Below are 17,487 nucleotides of genomic sequence, written 5' to 3' on the forward strand. Positions count from 1 at the left end.
CCGGAAAGACGAGGATCTCTGATTTAGCACTGCACTGAATTTGGGCCAGGGTCAGAAAGACGAGGATCTCTGATTTAGCACTGCACTGAATTTGGGCCAGGGTCAAATGCAGCATGTGCTGCATATCCCGTTGGTTGTACTTGCGGTCCTATCATTAGTGGCTGGACAAGCTCTGGTTCTGGCGCTGGTTCAGCCAATGGTGGTCGACCAAGCGGTGCATAACGCTTCATAATAATTAATGCATCAGGCTTAATGCCAGATGCATTTTAATGGTGAATGAATATGCTTATCGATGATCTGTTTTTCTCAAGGAATTTTTTGGAACATCTTCTTAGAGATTCTAATGGTGTTATCCAAACAAAAGTATTAAACAGAAAAAAAGCATTGGATATGCTTGTCCTTGAGCCTCCAAAGGAGGATGAAACAAATTTAGCCGGAATATTTCCTTCAGAGGACCTAATTTATACCCGTTTGGATGTAATTGAGCATACATTTACCGCTCTTATGATCTGCAAGAATGAAGAAAAAGTAATTGAGAAAAATATTAAACCACTTTTGCAAGCATTTGATTATGTCATCGTTGTGGATACAGGTTCAACTGACTCTACTTTCAATCTACTCAAGAAGGTGCAGGCTGAAAATTCTAACCTACTTTTGAAAGATTTCGCATGGTGTGATGATTTTTCAATCGTGAGAAATTATGCATTAAGTTTTGTTAAATCAGGGTGGTGCTGTTTTTTTGATGCGGATGAATATATTGATGATGTTGAGATCAATTCTTTGTTTTACTTGTTAAATCATTTGTCTAATTATAATCATATACTAAGTTGTTTTTTATGTCCAATGATTATAAATGGCACTAATACAATATCTTGGACTGTGGGTCGTTTTTTTTTGAAAGAATCTAATTTTAAATATAAAGATAGAATACATGAAGAATTATTTAGAGATAATGATTATAAAGACATTCGACTGTGTATCAAAATAAAGATAATACATAGTGGTTATGATTTTGATTTGAAAAGAAAGAAAATCACTCGTGATTTACGTATTCTATCATTAGCATTGGAAGAACAACCTGATAATTTAAAATATCAATTTTACTATTCAAGAGAAAATTTGTTATCTTTTTTTGATAAGAAATCGTTGTTGCTTGCCAGGTCAGTATTGGATAAATGCTCTGATGCTGGGTTAAGCGGTTATGAAAAAGACTTGCTTGTCTCAATAATGATTTATTATTATGTTAATAATCTTTTTGATGAGTTTTTTGCACTCTTTAAGCGTTACCAATCTAGTTATAGCAACGATCCTGATTTGTTCTATTTCAAGTGTCTGGTTCTTTTGAGATGTGGTGAAGAACCTTTAACTGTTTTAAACGATGTTATCGCCTTTAAAAATAATAAACTCAGTTTTGGTAATAGTATAATTAATTTTAATGGGATGCATTTGGATGAAATAATATGTCGATGTTTGATAATGTTAAAATCCTTTGATCTTGCTAAAAAGTATTTCTTTTTTATTAGACAAGAATTCCCTTTAGGCTGTATCGACGGTTTCACAAATTTCAACATGTTGGATATCTTTAAGGAGTAATTATATGCGCGGACTGATATATTATTGGAAACAGATTCCTACAAAAGAGGAATATTTAAAAAAATATAATTTGAAGTCACTGTCATGCTATAAATGTGGCTCTGATGATTTGCTCAATGTTGGATTAATTCATCCTGTAGATAATCGTAGAAGAGTGATTTGCAGAAAATGTAAGTCTGAACTTTATCGGGAAGAAGATTAATCAAGTTCATTCTCAATTTATTTGCCTTATTCACTCGTTTAGTGAAAAAACAGTTGATAGTGGATTATTACTTGTGAGTGAAGCACTCCTGTGGGAGTGCTTCACTGGGGCTGTTAAGATGCTAACCTTGTTTCAGATGTACTTTCGCTAGCAAATTTTTTGTGTGTTGATTATTTTTGACTGAGATCCTTCACTTCCTGTCGTATCCATTCAATGGCATCATTCATTACAGCGTAATAGTCCTCCGCGCCATGATGTTTCAGGTCGTTGACATCGGCATCTTTGGATATTCTGGCAAGAAGGCTACACGGTGATCTGGAATATTACAGGTATGAAAATCAGCATCGAACTCCATGATATCGATTTCGTCGACAGGCTGTTTTTCCATATAAACCCGGATTTCTCCATAGTCACTTTTCCAGCGTTTGATTTCGCTTTCGTCAAACGAGCAGCGCCTGAGTGATATACTTGTCTATTGGGGCCTATACAGGCAAATATAAGCAATGTCCGTTCCTGGCACAGAGCTGCTGTTGCAGCCCTGACAACCTTAGACCTCTATCGATTCAGAAATCCCTGACGCATCATCGACTTCAATGCCCAGATAACGGACTGTGCTTTCCAGTTTCTTATGACCTAACAGAAGCTGAATCACCCGAAGATTCCTGGTTTTCTGTTTCCACCTGGCAATACAGCCAGGCGATGAGGAAAGCAAGTGGGACCGCCTCACGTCCTGCAGAAGACGGTTCATGAATCCCGCTCAGTCCTGGTATTGTGAAAAGCCCCTTTCCGCAAGGAAAGGGGGGGCAGTTCAGAAAGACGGAGATATAAGGGGGGTCCGCTAACGGCCCGCATTCCCCCTCTCTTCAGAAGAAGTCAGGCAGGCGGTAAGGCGTCGCTTTATTTGACCTTTCTTATCGCCTTCGGCTGTTTTACAGACTTTTTGGATGCCTGTGTCTTCAGCTTTTCAATATACGCGTTCACATTCCGGGCTCGCCGTACTGCTCTCGTCCCCACTGCAACGCAGTATTAATCAACCTCTCCAGCAGTTGTTGCGCCTGCTGCCCTTTCTCCGGAAGATAAGCAAAGCTCTCCTCATCCATATAGCAGCACTGGGCCATTTCTAGCTGAACAGCATGGATATGGTTGGCGGGATCGCCATAGTGACGGGTGATATATCCGCCCTTAAAGCGGCCATTGAGTATCCGGCTATACTGCGGGAACGCATTGCAGCTTGCCAGCAGCGCCTGGCTGAGCTGCGTCGAACAGCTGGCGCCGTCCGCCGTACCAAAGTTCAGATCCGGCAGCCGCCCTTCAAACAAGCGCGGCACCACGGATTTGATCGAGTGCGCATCCCACAACAGAGCATAGCCAAATTTCTCACGCAGGCGTGCCAGTTCAGCGGCAAGCGCCTGGTGATAAGGCTGCCAGACCTGTTTTAGGATCGCGTCCTTCGCCGCCGCGTCAGGCGCACCGCCCGGCACGAACAGGGCTTCGCCGTCAAAAAAGATATCGGTAAACAGCCCGGTTGTCGCCGTGCTGTAAAGCGGTTTATCATCCGCCGGGCGATTGATATCCACCACATAGCGGGAATAGCGGGCGCATAACGTGCTGGCCCCCATGTCCGCGATGGTCTGATAGAGCAAGGGAATATGCCAGTCGGTATCTTCCAGACGCTTCGCCCTCGGCGTGAGCCCCTGGGCGACTTCGGGGGTTAATAACGTTCCCGGGTGGGGCATACTGACCAGAAGCGGCAGGTTCCCCTGCTGCAAATCAAACGCCTTAATCACAATAAACCTCCTTACCTTGATAAATCACCTGTTTCGAAAGGGAGCCTCCCAGCCAGTAGCTTAGCTCCGCCGGATGAGCGATATCCCACGCCACGAAGCTGGCCTCTTTTCCGGCTTCCAGAGAACCACAAACTGTATCCAGCCCCAGCGCCTTCGCGCCGTTAAGCGTCACGCCAGCCAACGCCTCTTCCGGCGTCATGCGGAATAGCGTACAGGCCATATTCATCATCAGACGCAGGGACAACACCGGCGAGGTGCCGGGATTTAAATCGCTGGCGAGGGCAATCGGCACCCGGTACTGACGCAGCAGATCCAGCGGCGGTAGCTGTTTCTCACGCAGGAAGTAATAGGCGCCCGGCAGCAGCACCGCCACCGTCCCATGGCGTGCCATTGCGGCGATATCTTCTTCGCACAAATATTCCAGATGATCCGCCGACAGCGCATGGTAGCGAGCGGCCAACGCCGCCCCATGCTGTAGCGTTAGCTGTTCAGCATGGAGCTTCACTGGCAGCCCCAGCTCCCGGGCTTTCTGAAAGACCCGCTCCACTTGCGAGGGCGAAAATGCCAGGTGTTCGCAGAACGCATCCACCGCATCCACCAGCCCTTCCTGATGCAGTTCCGGCAGCAGTCGTTCGCAAATATAGTCAATCCAGGCATCCGCCCGCTCCTGATACTCGACGGGCACCGCATGGGCCGCAAGGCAGGTACTGCGCACGGTCAGCGGCAATGTGTCGCCTAAACGGCGGATCACCCGCAGCATTTTACGTTCGTTAGCCAGATCCAGGCCGTAGCCGGATTTGATCTCCAGCGCCGTTACGCCGTCCCGGCACAGCTCCCGGATACGCTGCCGCGCGCTCTCCAGCAACTGGCTTTCGCTGGCCTGTCGCGTGGCGTTGACTGTACTGGCGATCCCGCCTCCGCCAGCCGCGATCTCCGCATAGCTCGCCCCGTTGAGACGCATTTCAAATTCCCGGGCCCGGTCGCCGCCAAACACCGCGTGGCTATGACAATCCACCAGTCCCGGCGTGACCACCCTGCCCTGCAAATCCACCCGCTGCGCAACGGGCAAGTCCGGCAATTCTGCCCGGTTCCCGACCCATAACAGCACTGCGCCGTCGGTCAGCATCGCGCCATCGTCAAGCAACTGATAATGCCCTGCGGCCATGGTGGCGATCCGGCAGTGGTGCCAAAGGGTATACATGGCGCTCTCCTTTAACGACTGATGGCGGCGCCAGCCGCCGCTGCGGACTGCGCTTTGCGCAGGACATAGTAGAGCCCCGCCGGTAGCGCCAGCCCAATAAGCCAGGAGATATCGATACCGCCCAGCATCTTCACGAATGGGCCGGAATAGAATCCACTATCAATAAACGGCGTCTGTACCGCCACTCCAACGAGATAAACCCCGAGCCCCGTCACATTCCACGCCCGATATTTCCCGTTCGGATCGTTCAGCGCCTCCATGTCTATCGCCTGATGGTTGAAGAAATAGTAATCCACCAGGTTAATCGCGCTCCACGGTGTAAAGAAAGTCAACAGGAACAACAGGAAGGATTTAAAAGCCGACAGGAAAGAGTGTTGCCCGATAATCGCGATAGCGGTCGCCAGGGTAATAATCATCGCCAGCACCAGCAGACGTACCGACTGGCTTACGCGCACTCGCTGCTTCCCGCAGCTGTACACCGTCGCCAGGCACATCAGGCTGCCGTAGGCATTCAGGGTATTGATCGTCAGTTTACCAAACGCGATGCTCAGATATAACAGCGTGGCAATCGCGCCGGTGCCGCCCAGGCCGACGATATAGTCCACCTCATGACCGACCAGTTTTCCCTGAGAGAGAGCGGCAGCCAGCACCCCGACGGTCATGGCGATTTGCGCGCCAATCACCGAACCGCTCCCGACGGCGAAAAAGACCTTCCCGGGAGAGGTGCTGCGCGGCAGATAGCGGGAATAATCGGCAACATAGGGGCCAAAGGTGATCTGCCAGGAAGCCGCAAGGCCGGTGGCGGTTAAAAACGTACTCCAGCTAAAGGGTCGGATACTCAGCAGGTCGCCAATAGCCGGAAAGGAACTGATTTTCCACAGCAGGTAGATAAACGCGATAATCCCCACCAGGCTCGCCAGCTTACCCAACAGGTGGATCAAACGATAGCCGACATAGGCGATAACCAGCGTGGCGGCAGCAAAAAGCAGAATGCCGCTGGTTTCCGTAGTATGGAAAACCGCTGAGATCGCCTGGCCGGACAGCACCGCCCCGGTGGCGATAAAGCCAAGGTACATCAGGCAGACCAGCAGAATCGGCAGGCAGGCGCCGTAGACGCCGAACTGTACCCGGCTGCTGATCATCTGTGGTATCCCCAGCTGCGGCCCTTGCGCGGCATGCAATGCCATCACAATCCCACCGGCAATCTGCCCCAGCATAAGACCGGCCAGCGACCAGAAAACATCCCCGCCGAATACAATAGTTAATGCGCCAGTGACCATGGCGGTGATTTGCAGGTTAGCCCCCAGCCACAGGGTGAACTGGCTAAAAATGCTACCGTGGCGTTCACCGTCAGGGATGGGTTCAATAGAACGTGTTTCGATGTATGTTGTGTTGTTATTATTCATGGCAGCACTCCGGTGAGGCGAAGGGGATACATTGCCCCCTTCGCCGGAGAAATTAGTCCGCAATCATTGGCAAGTTGAGTCCTTGCTCTCTGGCGCATTCAATCGCGATGTCATAACCCGCATCCGCATGGCGCATCACACCGGTGGCCGGGTCGTTGCTCAGCACCCGGGCGATGCGCTCCGCCGCTTCATCGCTGCCGTCGCATACAATGACGACGCCGGAGTGCTGGGAGAAGCCCATCCCTACGCCGCCGCCATGGTGCAGGGAAACCCAGGTCGCGCCACTGGCGGTATTCAGCAGCGCGTTCAGCAACGGCCAGTCGGACACCGCGTCGGAGCCGTCCTGCATCGCTTCCGTTTCGCGGTTAGGGCTGGCAACGGAGCCGGAGTCAAGATGATCGCGGCCGATCACGATCGGTGCCGACAGCTCGCCGCTGCGGACCATTTCGTTAAACGCCAGGCCCAGCCGGGCGCGCTGTCCCAGGCCGACCCAGCAGATCCGGGCCGGCAGCCCCTGGAAGCTGATGCGCTCTCTGGCCATATCCAGCCAGTGGTGGAGGTGTTCGTCATCGGGTATCAGCGCTTTAACTTTCGCGTCGGTGCGGTAGATATCCTGCGGATCGCCGGAAAGCGCCGCCCAGCGGAATGGGCCAATCCCCCGGCAGAACAGCGGACGAATATAGGCGGGAACAAAGCCTGGGAAGTCAAAAGCGTTTTCCACCCCCATCTCTTTCGCCATCTGGCGGATGTTGTTGCCGTAATCGAAGGTGGGAATGCCCTGCTGCCTGAAGGCGAGCATGGCTTTAACGTGTTCGGCCATTGAGGATTTCGCCGCGTTGATCGTCTCCACCGGGTGGGACTGCGCGCGAGCGCGGTAGTCTTCCCAGCTCATGCCCAGCGGCAGATAACCGTTGAGGGGATCGTGTGCGCTGGTCTGGTCGGTCACCATATCCGGGCGCACGCCACGTCTGACCAGCTCCGGTAAAATTTCCGCCGCGTTGCCATGCAGCGCGATGGATACCGCTTCTCCTTTTGCGGTATAGCGGGCGATGCGGGTCAGGGCGTCATCCAGATCGCTGGCCTGCTCATCGACATAACCGGTACGCAGACGGAAGTCGATACGCGACTGCTGGCATTCAATATTCAGCGAACAGGCTCCCGCCAGGGTTGCGGCCAGCGGCTGGGCGCCGCCCATCCCCCCCAGGCCCGCAGTCAGCACCCAGCGTCCGCGCAGGCTACCGTTATAGTGCTGGCGCCCGGCTTCCACAAACGTTTCGTAAGTGCCCTGAACAATGCCCTGGCTGCCGATGTAGATCCATGAGCCTGCCGTCATTTGCCCGTACATCGCCAGACCTTGTGCATCAAGCTCGTTGAAGTGCTCCCAGTTTGCCCAGTGCGGTACGAGGTTGGAGTTGGCGATCAGCACCCGCGGGGCGTTGTCGTGGGTTTTGAAAACCCCCACCGGTTTGCCGGACTGGATCAACAGCGTTTCATCATCATTGAGCTGCTTCAGGGTCTCAACGATCTTGTCGTAGCATTCCCAGTTGCGGGCCGCCCGGCCAATACCGCCGTACACCACCAGCTCTTTTGGATTTTCGGCGACATCAGGATCCAGGTTGTTCATCAGCATGCGCAGCGGCGCCTCTGTGAACCAACTTTTTGCGTTCAGCTTAGTGCCTCGCGGGGCTCTGATTTCAACATCGCGAAAACGGGTTGCTTGTTTACTCATGCGCTTTACCTTCTTATCCGTTACCTGTCATATGTTAATTAATTGTTAGTTTTGTTATTTGCATTTTAATTGTATATACATGATAAGCATATTGGATGCCAGGTTAGAAATTAATTTATAAAACCAATAAAATTCAACAAATTAACATAAAAACAGAAGGACATACTGCGCTATACACTCGTGAACACACCGTGATGATGGGCCATTTTGGTGCAAAAATACAGCTCTTCGCCTTATTTTTGTGCACTAAAACATCACAAAAAGATAACACTAGTGCATTTTCTATCTCGTCATGACTTCTTATCTCGCCATAGACGGCAGTGCCAGATAACGCAAATAGACTATAAGCAATTGTTTTAAATTAACTAAATAACCATCTCATTGCATATCCCTCTGGCAGTGGCACAAGTTTTGCTAGTTGTACATACAAGATTATACATAGCAGCATTTTGTCGCGTGACTCCCCTGCATTCGGGAACACCACACACAACAATCAGAGGCGTGAAGATGATTACCTTCCAGAATGTGACTAAGCACTACGACAACGGTTCGGTCGTAGTAGATGGCCTTAGCCTGGTAGCGCCGGGTGGCAAAATTACGGTATTTGTCGGCCCTTCGGGCTGTGGAAAAACCACCTCACTGCGGATGATTAACCGGTTAGTGGAACCGTCATCGGGCCGGATCCTGCTTAACGGCGAAGCCACCGAGCAAATGGATATCGTGCAACTGCGCCGCCGTATTGGCTATGTCATTCAAAATGCAGGTTTATTCCCCCACAAAAACATTATCGACAACATTGCCACCACCGCGATTCTCAACGGCGCCGCCAAAAGTAAAGCCAGAGCAAGGGCCGGGGAATTACTGGAAGTCGTCGGTCTGGATCCGCAAATCGCCAAACGCTTCCCCTGGCAGCTTTCCGGAGGCCAGCAGCAGCGCGTGGGCGTTGCCCGCGCCCTGGCGGCAGACCCGGAGTTTATGTTGATGGACGAACCGTTCAGCGCGGTCGACCCGGTGGTCCGCGAACAGCTGCAGGAAGAGTTTTTGCGTATTCAGAAAGAGGTGAGCAAAACCATCATTATGGTCACTCACGATATTGATGAAGCCATGAAGCTCGGCGACCTGGTCGCGGTACTTAAACCTGGCGGCAAGCTGGCGCAGATGGCCTCTCCAGGCGAACTGCTCAATACGCCGCAAAACGCCTTTGTGGCGGACTTTATCGGCAAAGACAGAGGCTATCGCAAACTGAGTTTCCACGCCGCCGACACAGAAACCGGGTTACGCGACGAGCCCTATGCCGAGCTGGATTGTTCCTTCGAGCAGGCCAAAGAGATGGCCATCGACCGCTGGCTGCTGGTTACCCAAAACGGCAAAGCGTTTGGCTGGTTCGACACCCATCAGCCGGCAACAGCAATTACCCACGACAACATCAATCTGGGGGCGACGTTCCACCAGCAGGGGAGCCCGTTGCGCCATTTGCTGGACGCTGCGCTGAGCTCGCCCAACCACCGGGCCGTGATCGTCGATGAACGGCAAATCCCGCAGGGGACCATCCACCTCGATCAAGTACTCGACATGTGTAAATCCACGCACCAGGAGGGAGCATGAGATTCGATTGGCTATGGGCGCAGAGCGATAAAATCTTCAACCTGTTTCTCTGGCACAGCTATCTCGCAATTGTGCCGGTAGTGATAGGGTTAATTCTGGCGATCCCTGTAGGCTGGGGCATTCACCACCTGCCATCGGTCAAGTCGGCGATCGTTAACCTGTTTGGCCTACTCTATACCATTCCCTCCCTGGCGCTGTTTGTGCTGCTGCCCCCGCTGCTCCACACGCAGATTCTGGACCCCATTAATGTTGTGGTCGCACTGACCATCTACAGCTTTGCGCTACTGGTTCGCACCGTCTGCGACGGGCTGGACTCCGTATCGGCCGATACCCGTCAGTCCGCGGCAGCGCTCGGGTATAAACCCGCTCAGCAGTTTTTCCAGATCGACCTGCCGCTGGCCGTGCCGGTGATTGGTTCCGGCCTGCGCGTTGCCGTGGTGTCTAACGTCAGTATCGTTTCCGTCGCGGCATTAATCGGCGCACCGCAGCTCGGCTCGCTGTTTACCCTGGGCTTCCAGCTGCAATTTCTGACGCCCATCATCGCCGGGATCGCGCTCAGCATCATTCTGGCGCTGCTGCTGGATATGCTGGTGGTTTACGCCACTCGTCAACTCAGCCGCTGGCAACCTCAGAGAGGATAATTATGCTTACCTGGTTTATGGATCCCATCCACTGGTTTGGTGAGGGCGGCATTTTCCCCCTTCTGGCGCAGCATATCAGCTATAGCGCTGTCGCTCTGGCGATCGCCTTTATCATCGCGTTTCCCGTCGGCTGCTACACCGGCCATACCGGTAAAGGGGAAGGCCTGCTCATCGGTACCACCAACGCCCTGCGCTCCCTGCCCTCATTTGGGCTGATTATTCTGCTGGTGATTTTACTTTCCGGCGAGTTTGAGTCCGATATGGCCTTTATTCTGCCCTGTATTCTGGTGCTGGTGGCGCTGGCGCTCCCGCCGATTGCGCTGGGTGTACATGCGGGTATTCGCGCGCTCGATCCCTATGTCCTTGATGCCGCTCGCGGCATGGGGCTGACGCGGCTGCAGATCCTGCTACAGGTGGAGTTGCCCTGCGCGCTTCCGCTGATCCTCTCCGGCGTGCGCAGCGCCACGTTGCAGATTATTTCCACCGCCACCATCGCAGCCTATGTCTCGCTGGGGGGATTCGGACGTCTGATTATTGACGGACGCGCGGCGAACGATTTCAGCCAGATGATCGCCGGCGCCATGCTGGTGGCGCTACTGGCTTTACTGATCGACTGCTTGTTCTCTTTCTCGCAAAAAATAGTCGTTTCACCCGGTATTACCCGGCGTATTAAAAACCCATAACCTCATTCCACTGCTCAAAAGGATACCTCAATGAATATGAAAAAACGTGTTTTGACGCTGTGTTCAGCGCTGCTGCTGTCGGCGACCTCATCGGCCTGGGCCGCGCCGAAAGTCATTGTCGGTTCTGCAGACTTCCCGGAAAGCCAACTGCTGGGCACCATTTATGCGGGTGCGTTAGAAGCGCAAAACATCCCGGTGGAGAAAAAGCTGAACATCGGCAGCCGCGAAGTGTATATCCCGGCGCTGCTGGACGGCTCCATCACGCTGATCCCGGAATACAGCGGCGCGCTGTTGAGCTATCTGGATGCGAAAAATGCGGCACACGGTAGTGAGGACGTCGCCAGAGAGCTGGCCGCTAAGCTGCCGGAGAAAGTTAAAATGTTGCAGATCTCCCAGGCTCAGGATATCGACGTTCTGGCCGTGACGCAGAAAACCGCCGATAAATATAAACTGAAAACCATCGCCGATTTACAGCCTGTTGCCAGCCAGCTGGTGCTGGGCGGCCCGGCGGAATGGAAAACCCGCCATGAGGGGCTCTCCGGCCTGCGCGACGTGTACGGGCTGAACTTTAAGAGTTTTAAAGTGCTGGACGTCGGCGGGCCGCTGACGCTCAGCGCCATGAAAAATAACCAGGTCCAGGTCGCCGATCTGCTTTCAACCTCGCCAGCAATCAAAAAAGATAGCCTTGTCGTGCTGGAAGACACAAAACATCTGTTCGCGGCGCAAAATATTGTGCCAATCGTCGCCAGTGAAGCGCTGAATGACGCCGTGACCACCACGCTGAACAAAGTCTCTGCTCAGCTAACGACTGAAGATCTGATCGACATGAACGAGCAAATTGCCGAATTTGTCAGCATCGACGATATCGCGCATCAGTGGCTGGTAAAACACGGATTTAGCCAATAAGGTCGCAGACATGACAACTCCTCTGAACGGCAGCATTACCCTCGGGCAGGCACCGGGTACTGTGGATGAGATAGTGCGGATTGCCGACGGCGCGCCGATCGCGCTGGAGAAGGCGGCGCTGGATAATATGGCGCGGGTCAGCAGCCGTATTCAGCGCGCCATTGAACAAGGCCAGATAATCTACGGGCTGACGACCGGCGTCGGCGATCTGGTCACCACCCGGCTTTCCCCGGACAGGATGACGGATACTCAGCTGAATATGCTGCGCAGCCACGCCTGCGGAGTCGGTCCGGACCTGACGGTGCGTGAAGTGCGGGCCATGATGGCGGTGACGTTAAAATCCCTGCTGCAGGGATACAGCGGCGTTACCCCGGCGCTGGCGCAGCGTATCGCCGATATGTTGAACCGTCAGGTCACGCCGTGGTCACCCGCCGGCGGCTCCGTCGGTTACCTGATTGCCACCGCCCATATCGGCCTTGCGGTCTTCGGCGAGGGCAAATGCTGGTATCAGGGAGAACTGCTGCCGGCGCAACAGGCGCTGACGCGGGCGGGTATCCCGCCCTATGTTCCCGGCCCCAGAGAGGGTCACGCGTTGGTCGGCGGTACCTATGAGATCACCGCGCTGGGCTGCCTGGCCGTGGCGGATTTCCAGCGTCTGCTCCCCGTCGCCGATATGGCGGGCGGGATGTGCCTCGAGGCCATGCGGGGCAATACGCGCGGCTACGATGCCCGCCTGCACGCCCTGCGCCCTCATCCCGGACAGCAGGAAACCGCGCAAAACCTGCGCCGCCTGCTAAAAGGCAGCGAGATCCTGGCGCGTTATCGCGACCACCGGGTTCAGGACGCGCTTAGTTTACGCTGTATCCCCCAGATCCACGGCGCGGTGCGCGACCAGCTGGCCCACTGTCGGCAGATTATGACCATCGAACTCAATTCGGTGACCGATAATCCGCTGTTTCTGGTAGAAGAAGACAGGCTTATCGTGATGCCAGGGGGCAACGGTCACGGTGCGCCAACGGCGCTGGCGCTGGATGCGCTGGCCGTTGCGATTGCCCAGTTGAGCACCGCTTCCCAGGCCCGTTGCGACCGAATAACCAATACGCATCTCAGCGGGCTGCCGGCCTTTCTTATCTCGCCGGATTCGGGGTACTCCGGGATGATGATCCCACCCTACGTCTCCGCTGCGCTGGCGGGCGATAACCGCAGTCTGGCCGGCCCGGCCAGTATCCACACGGTATCCACCTGCGCCGGTCAGGAAGATCATGTCAGCATGGGAGTAGCCGCCGCACGTAAAGCGCTTAAGGCGGTAGAAAACGCCGTGGACATCGTCGCCATCGAACTGCTGTGCGCCTGTCAGGCGCTGGAGTTCCATCGCCCGCTGCGTGCCGCCGTGGGCAGCGAGGCGACGCTGGAGAGAGTGCGTCAGGCGGTGCCGTTCCGGGATAAAGATACGCTGCTCTACCCCGATATACATGCGCTACGCGCCCTGATTCATCAGGGCGAACTCAGCGCGATGCTGCAGGCATTGTGCGAAGAGGAGTGACAACAGGCGCCGCAGAAGGAGCCTGCGGCGTGATTAAAGGGGAATCAGCGTGATGCGGGCCAGACGCGCGCCCGGAGAGTCCTGGATAACCAGCGCCACCGCTTCATCCACCAGCAGACTGTCGTAATGTTCCAGTAAATAGCGTTGGTCGCCGATGCTCACCCGCAACGCGGGCCCGGCATTAAACAATATCCGCAGTCCGCCCTGATGCGACCACGTCCCCGCCCCGCACCAGCTCACCGTCGCCCGCAGAGCGGCTTCCCGGTAAATCACATTAAAATCCAGCAGCGGGCCGCCGACAATCTCACAGGATACGCCGCTCGCGCCGTTAAACCCCAGCGCCTGGAAAGGCGCAATCAATGCGCTGCGCTGCCCATCGATTGTCAGGTACATCCCGCCGCCTTCCAGCACGCTGATATTGCGCAGGTAGCCGGGAAATGCGGAGAACGGACCAGGCTGGCGAATGGTCGCCAGGGAAATACGCCAGTCATATTCCCCCGCTTCCGGATAGCGGGCCACTTCGCGCGTCACGCCCTGGCCGTTTTTCCAGGGCATTTCCGTATACAACCCGGCAGGGAGCAGACGGATCATTTGCGCATGCTCCCTTCCAGGCGGTAACGCGGACCGGGATAGACCAGGCGCACGCTGGTGACGATTTTCTTCTCCTGACGGCCGGTCCACGTCCGACGATTGACCAGCAGACAAGGCGTATGTTCATCAATTTCCAGGTAAACACACTCGGCCCGCGTGACGTTGACCGCTTCAATAACGTGTTCGCCTTCAACAATCGGCGCAATTGAGGAGAGATAGGCGTTCGGCGTGATACGTGTAAAATCCTGCTGCAGGTAGTCCGGCGCAACCTGCATATTCACCAGTCGGTCTTCCAGCATAACCGGTACGCCATTTTCATAATGGCAAATCAGCGAATGGTACAGACCGCAACCCTGCTGCATGCCAAAGCTGAACGCCTGCTGGGCATCGGCTTCGATTTCCGTCAGTCTGAAGACTCTGGCGTGGTGGCGATGGCCACGGCTGGCGATTTCGTCAGCGATATTGTTAATGTCCAGCAGCGCCGACTGGCCGCGAATTTCGGCGACAAAAGTACCGACCCCCTGCATCCGCACCAGCAAGCCCTCCGCGGTCAGCTCTCGCAACGCGCGGTTAATCGTCATTCTGCTATAGCCAAACAGCGTGACCAGTTCGCTTTCAGAAGGAACACGGTAATTCGCGGGCCATGCCCCGCTGTGGATCTTGGTTTTGATCATGGCCTTTACCCTTTCATAAAAGGGGGCGGGATGTTCAAGTAACTCATCCATGGAATCCGAATTTGACAGGTCGTTACGCGCCATTAACCATTCCTCATATGCTGACGTTGTCAGTTTACTCTATGACCTGTTAGATGTATATATATGTACATGTATATACATTAGCACTGATAATAAGGTGGTAAAATGGCAGTCTGGTTGGCAGAAAAAGCGCTGTTGCCTGATGGCTGGGCAAATAATGTCGGCATAACCGTGTCCGAAGAAGGCATCATAACCGCGCTGGAAAAGAACGCAGCGCCGAATCCGCAGGCGACGCGCATCAAAGGGGTCGTCGTGCCGGGTATGCCGAACCTGCACTCCCATGCCTTCCAGCGGGCGATGGCCGGGTTAACGGAGGTGGCGGGAAATCCGTCGGATAGCTTCTGGACCTGGCGGGATCTGATGTACAGGCTGGTAGATAAAATTACGCCAGAACAGCTGGAAACCATCGCCAGCTATCTGTACATCGAAATGCTCAAAGCCGGGTACACCTCGGTCGCCGAATTCCACTATCTGCATCACAGCAGCAGCGGCGCGCCTTATAAAGAGCGGACGGAATTAGCGCTGCGTATCGCCAGCGCGGCGAAACATACCGGCATCGGCCTGACGCTGCTGCCCGTCCTGTACAGTTACGCCGGGTTTGGCGCGCAGCCACCCTCCGTTGGACAGCGCCGCTTTATCAACGATAGCGACAGCTATCTGACAATGTACGAGTCGCTCACATCGCGGCTGGCCGGCGAGCCAATGCAGCGTACCGGTCTGTGCTTCCACTCATTACGGGCCGTTACGCCGGAGCAGATTGGCGCCATTCTGGCCTGCCATCCTGGCCAGCAGCCGATTCATATTCATATTGCTGAACAGCAAAAAGAGGTGGATGACTGCCTGGCCTGGTCCGGCGAGCGCCCGGTGGAGTGGCTGTACAACCATCTCCCCGTGGATTCGCGCTGGTGCCTGATCCACGCCACTCATCTGACGCCTCAGGAAACGATGAAGATCGCCACATCCGGTGCGGTGGCCGGCCTGTGCCTGACCACCGAAGCCAATCTCGGCGATGGCATATTCCCTGGCCCACAATATCTGGAGCATAACGGCGTCTGGGGAATTGGTTCCGACAGCCACATTAGCGTCAGCGTCAGCGAGGATTTACGCTGGTTCGAATACGGGCAGCGCCTGATAGCCCAGCGCCGCAACCGGCTCATCGTCCCAGGCGAGCCTCACGTCGGCAACGTGCTGTATCAAGGGGCGCTACGAGGCGGCGCCAGAGCGCTGGGCCAAAACATTGGCCAGCTAAGCGTAGGATATCGGGCCGATCTGGTCGTATTGGATAGCCAGAATCCCTTTATCGCCAGCGCAGAAGACCAGATGCTGCTCAACCGCTGGATCTTCGCCTGCTCATCTAATCCCATTACCGCGGTGATGACTGGCGGACGCTGGGTGATTGAGGATGGGCATCACCATAAAGAAGAATCTGTCTCTCAGGCATTTATTCAGGTGATGAAAGATCTTGCAGCCTGATATCGAAAAAAGCGGTTCACCGACGGTGAACCGTTTTGTTTTCGGAGGTATTCAAAGTAAAAGCCTCAGGCGATTCACTGAATCCAATAAGCCAGCCCCGCGGCGAAGAGCATTGAAAGCAGGACCGATGCCAGGCCAGGCAGCAGAAAAGGGTGATCGATAATATGTCGGCCCAGTCTGGTGGAGCCGGTATCATCCAGCTCTACCGCCGCCAGCAGCGTCGGATAGTTTGGCAGAATAAAAAGAGAAGCCGTTGCCGGGAAACAGGCAACCAAAATAGCCGGGGCAACGCCCATACTCAGCGCGGCGGGGAATAAAATTTTTGTGGAAGCCGCCTGAGAATACAAGAAGCATGAGGCCGCCATAATAATAATGGCCAGCATCATGGGCGAATCCAGCAAGTGTGACGAGACCGCGCTTTGCAACCACTGTTGATTACTGTCCATAAAGGTTGAACCCAGCCAGGCGACGCCGAGAATACAGATGCAGGAGGTCATCCCGGTTTTAAACACCGAGCCGGACGGGACCTTGTGTACGTTAACCCGGCAGCACACCACAATCAGCAGCGCAACGCCCATCATCACCCCTACCCGCGCCTGTCCGCTGCTCATGACCGGATGGGCAATCAGCCCGAGTTTCGGACTGGTGACAATCGCATAAACCAGCACCACAACCAGCCCGACGATAAAAATCAGCACCGAACGACCGGCGCAGGGCGGGATCGCCCGCGCAGTCCTTGCCTGCACCTGAACCGGATTGTCATTGAGCCGATCCTGCTGGCGGATCCTGTCCCAGCACAGGTAAAAAACGGAGGTGACCAGCAGCGCCAGAAAGGTGGACGGGATTGATACCGCGATAAGCTCAATATAGCCCCAGCCAGAATGGCCCTTTTCCAGAATCCCCGAGAAGAAAATCACCGCCGCAGAAATGGGCGACGCCACAATGCCCAGCAAAGAGGCGCCGACCGAAAGAGCAAGCGCCCGGGTGGGTTTTATATTGTTCTCTTTCGCCACGCCGACAATAACCGGCATACAGGCAAAAGAGACCTGCCCGGTGCTGGCCATCATGGTTAATAGCCAGGTGGAAAGCGGCGCGGTGATGACTAACAATCGCGGATAACGGCGCAGCAGGCGCTCGGTGAGGTCAACAAGGTATTCAATACCGCCGGCCTCCTGCATGGCGGCAATCGCCACGATCACCACCATGATAAATACGATAACCAGCATCGGCATATCACCCGGCGTGGCGCCGAGCGCGCTGAGGACAATCACGCCGGCGCCGCCGGCAAACCCCACGCCGATCCCCCCGACCCGCATGCCGATGTACAGAAACAGCAGCACCACCAGAAACTGAACCAATATCATACATTGCC

Annotated in this window: 15 protein-coding genes; 8 read left to right on the plus strand and 7 right to left on the minus strand. The window is 54.5% G+C overall.

Going from position 1 to position 17,487, the window contains the following annotated elements; genetic code table 11:
* The first annotated feature begins 282 nt into the window (after positions 1–282).
* Both ABLU67_RS27720 and ABLU67_RS27725 read left to right on the plus strand, forming a co-directional pair.
* Positions 283–1,593, plus strand: a complete 1,311-nt coding sequence (locus tag ABLU67_RS27720; protein WP_348852619.1) for a glycosyltransferase — start codon at positions 283–285, stop codon at positions 1,591–1,593.
* Between the two features lie 4 nt (positions 1,594–1,597).
* On the plus strand, positions 1,598–1,795 hold the full coding sequence (locus ABLU67_RS27725) for a hypothetical protein (protein WP_074177979.1): 198 nt from the start codon (positions 1,598–1,600) through the stop codon (positions 1,793–1,795).
* 977 nt (positions 1,796–2,772) lie between these two features.
* On the opposite strand, the gene hutG is transcribed toward ABLU67_RS27725, so the two are convergent.
* The 4 genes from hutG to hutU are packed head-to-tail and all read right to left on the minus strand — an operon-like array spanning position 2,773 to position 7,918.
* A complete protein-coding gene (hutG, locus tag ABLU67_RS27730) occupies positions 2,773–3,582 on the minus strand; it encodes an N-formylglutamate deformylase (protein ID WP_014228071.1) in 810 nt (269 codons plus the stop codon).
* A complete protein-coding gene (hutI, locus tag ABLU67_RS27735) occupies positions 3,575–4,783 on the minus strand; it encodes an imidazolonepropionase (RefSeq protein WP_348852620.1) in 1,209 nt (402 codons plus the stop codon). The genes hutG and hutI overlap by 8 nt, the downstream gene beginning before the upstream one ends.
* An 11-nt stretch (positions 4,784–4,794) precedes the next feature.
* Positions 4,795–6,189, minus strand: a complete 1,395-nt coding sequence (locus ABLU67_RS27740) for a cytosine permease (RefSeq protein ID WP_025107235.1) — start codon at positions 6,187–6,189, stop codon at positions 4,795–4,797.
* A gap of 52 nt (positions 6,190–6,241) precedes the next feature.
* Positions 6,242–7,918, minus strand: coding sequence for a urocanate hydratase (gene hutU / locus ABLU67_RS27745; RefSeq protein ID WP_064378319.1), 1,677 nt, complete (start codon positions 7,916–7,918; stop codon positions 6,242–6,244).
* A gap of 507 nt (positions 7,919–8,425) precedes the next feature.
* Between hutU and ABLU67_RS27750 the strand changes: the two genes are divergently transcribed.
* From ABLU67_RS27750 to ABLU67_RS27770, 5 genes are read left to right on the plus strand one after another with little or no spacing between them, the layout of a single operon-like run.
* A complete protein-coding gene (locus ABLU67_RS27750) occupies positions 8,426–9,523 on the plus strand; it encodes an ATP-binding cassette domain-containing protein (protein ID WP_109241007.1) in 1,098 nt (365 codons plus the stop codon).
* Positions 9,520–10,164, plus strand: coding sequence for an ABC transporter permease subunit (locus tag ABLU67_RS27755; RefSeq protein WP_004848024.1), 645 nt, complete (start codon positions 9,520–9,522; stop codon positions 10,162–10,164). The genes ABLU67_RS27750 and ABLU67_RS27755 overlap by 4 nt, the downstream gene beginning before the upstream one ends.
* A gap of 2 nt (positions 10,165–10,166) precedes the next feature.
* Positions 10,167–10,847 (plus strand): ABC transporter permease, encoded by a 681-nt coding sequence (locus ABLU67_RS27760; protein ID WP_122117065.1) that lies wholly within the window; start codon positions 10,167–10,169, stop codon positions 10,845–10,847.
* Between the two features lie 30 nt (positions 10,848–10,877).
* Entirely contained in the window at positions 10,878–11,753 is an 876-nt protein-coding gene (locus ABLU67_RS27765) for an ABC transporter substrate-binding protein (protein ID WP_185219604.1), read from the plus strand.
* Between the two features lie 10 nt (positions 11,754–11,763).
* Complete coding sequence (locus ABLU67_RS27770; protein WP_348852621.1) at positions 11,764–13,296, plus strand: aromatic amino acid ammonia-lyase; 1,533 nt, start codon at positions 11,764–11,766, stop codon at positions 13,294–13,296.
* A gap of 33 nt (positions 13,297–13,329) precedes the next feature.
* Here the strand turns inward: ABLU67_RS27770 and ABLU67_RS27775 are convergent, their stop codons facing one another.
* Positions 13,330–13,887 carry a HutD family protein gene (locus tag ABLU67_RS27775; RefSeq protein WP_102803747.1) on the minus strand — a complete coding sequence of 186 codons (558 nt, stop codon included), beginning with the start codon at positions 13,885–13,887 and terminating at the stop codon, positions 13,330–13,332.
* Positions 13,884–14,645, minus strand: a complete 762-nt coding sequence (gene hutC / locus ABLU67_RS27780; protein ID WP_049084227.1) for a histidine utilization repressor — start codon at positions 14,643–14,645, stop codon at positions 13,884–13,886. Before hutC ends, ABLU67_RS27775 begins: the two co-directional genes overlap by 4 nt.
* Before the next feature lie 102 nt (positions 14,646–14,747).
* Between hutC and ABLU67_RS27785 the strand changes: the two genes are divergently transcribed.
* Positions 14,748–16,115, plus strand: coding sequence for a formimidoylglutamate deiminase (locus tag ABLU67_RS27785; RefSeq protein WP_102803746.1), 1,368 nt, complete (start codon positions 14,748–14,750; stop codon positions 16,113–16,115).
* A gap of 74 nt (positions 16,116–16,189) precedes the next feature.
* On the opposite strand, the gene ABLU67_RS27790 is transcribed toward ABLU67_RS27785, so the two are convergent.
* Positions 16,190–17,479 carry an anaerobic C4-dicarboxylate transporter family protein gene (locus ABLU67_RS27790; protein ID WP_004848008.1) on the minus strand — a complete coding sequence of 430 codons (1,290 nt, stop codon included), beginning with the start codon at positions 17,477–17,479 and terminating at the stop codon, positions 16,190–16,192.
* Between the last annotated feature and the right edge of the window lie 8 nt (positions 17,480–17,487).

Origin of the sequence: Klebsiella sp. GN_Kp190 (genome assembly GCF_040061795.1) — a bacterium.
In the GTDB taxonomy this organism is placed as follows: domain Bacteria; phylum Pseudomonadota; class Gammaproteobacteria; order Enterobacterales; family Enterobacteriaceae; genus Klebsiella; species Klebsiella michiganensis.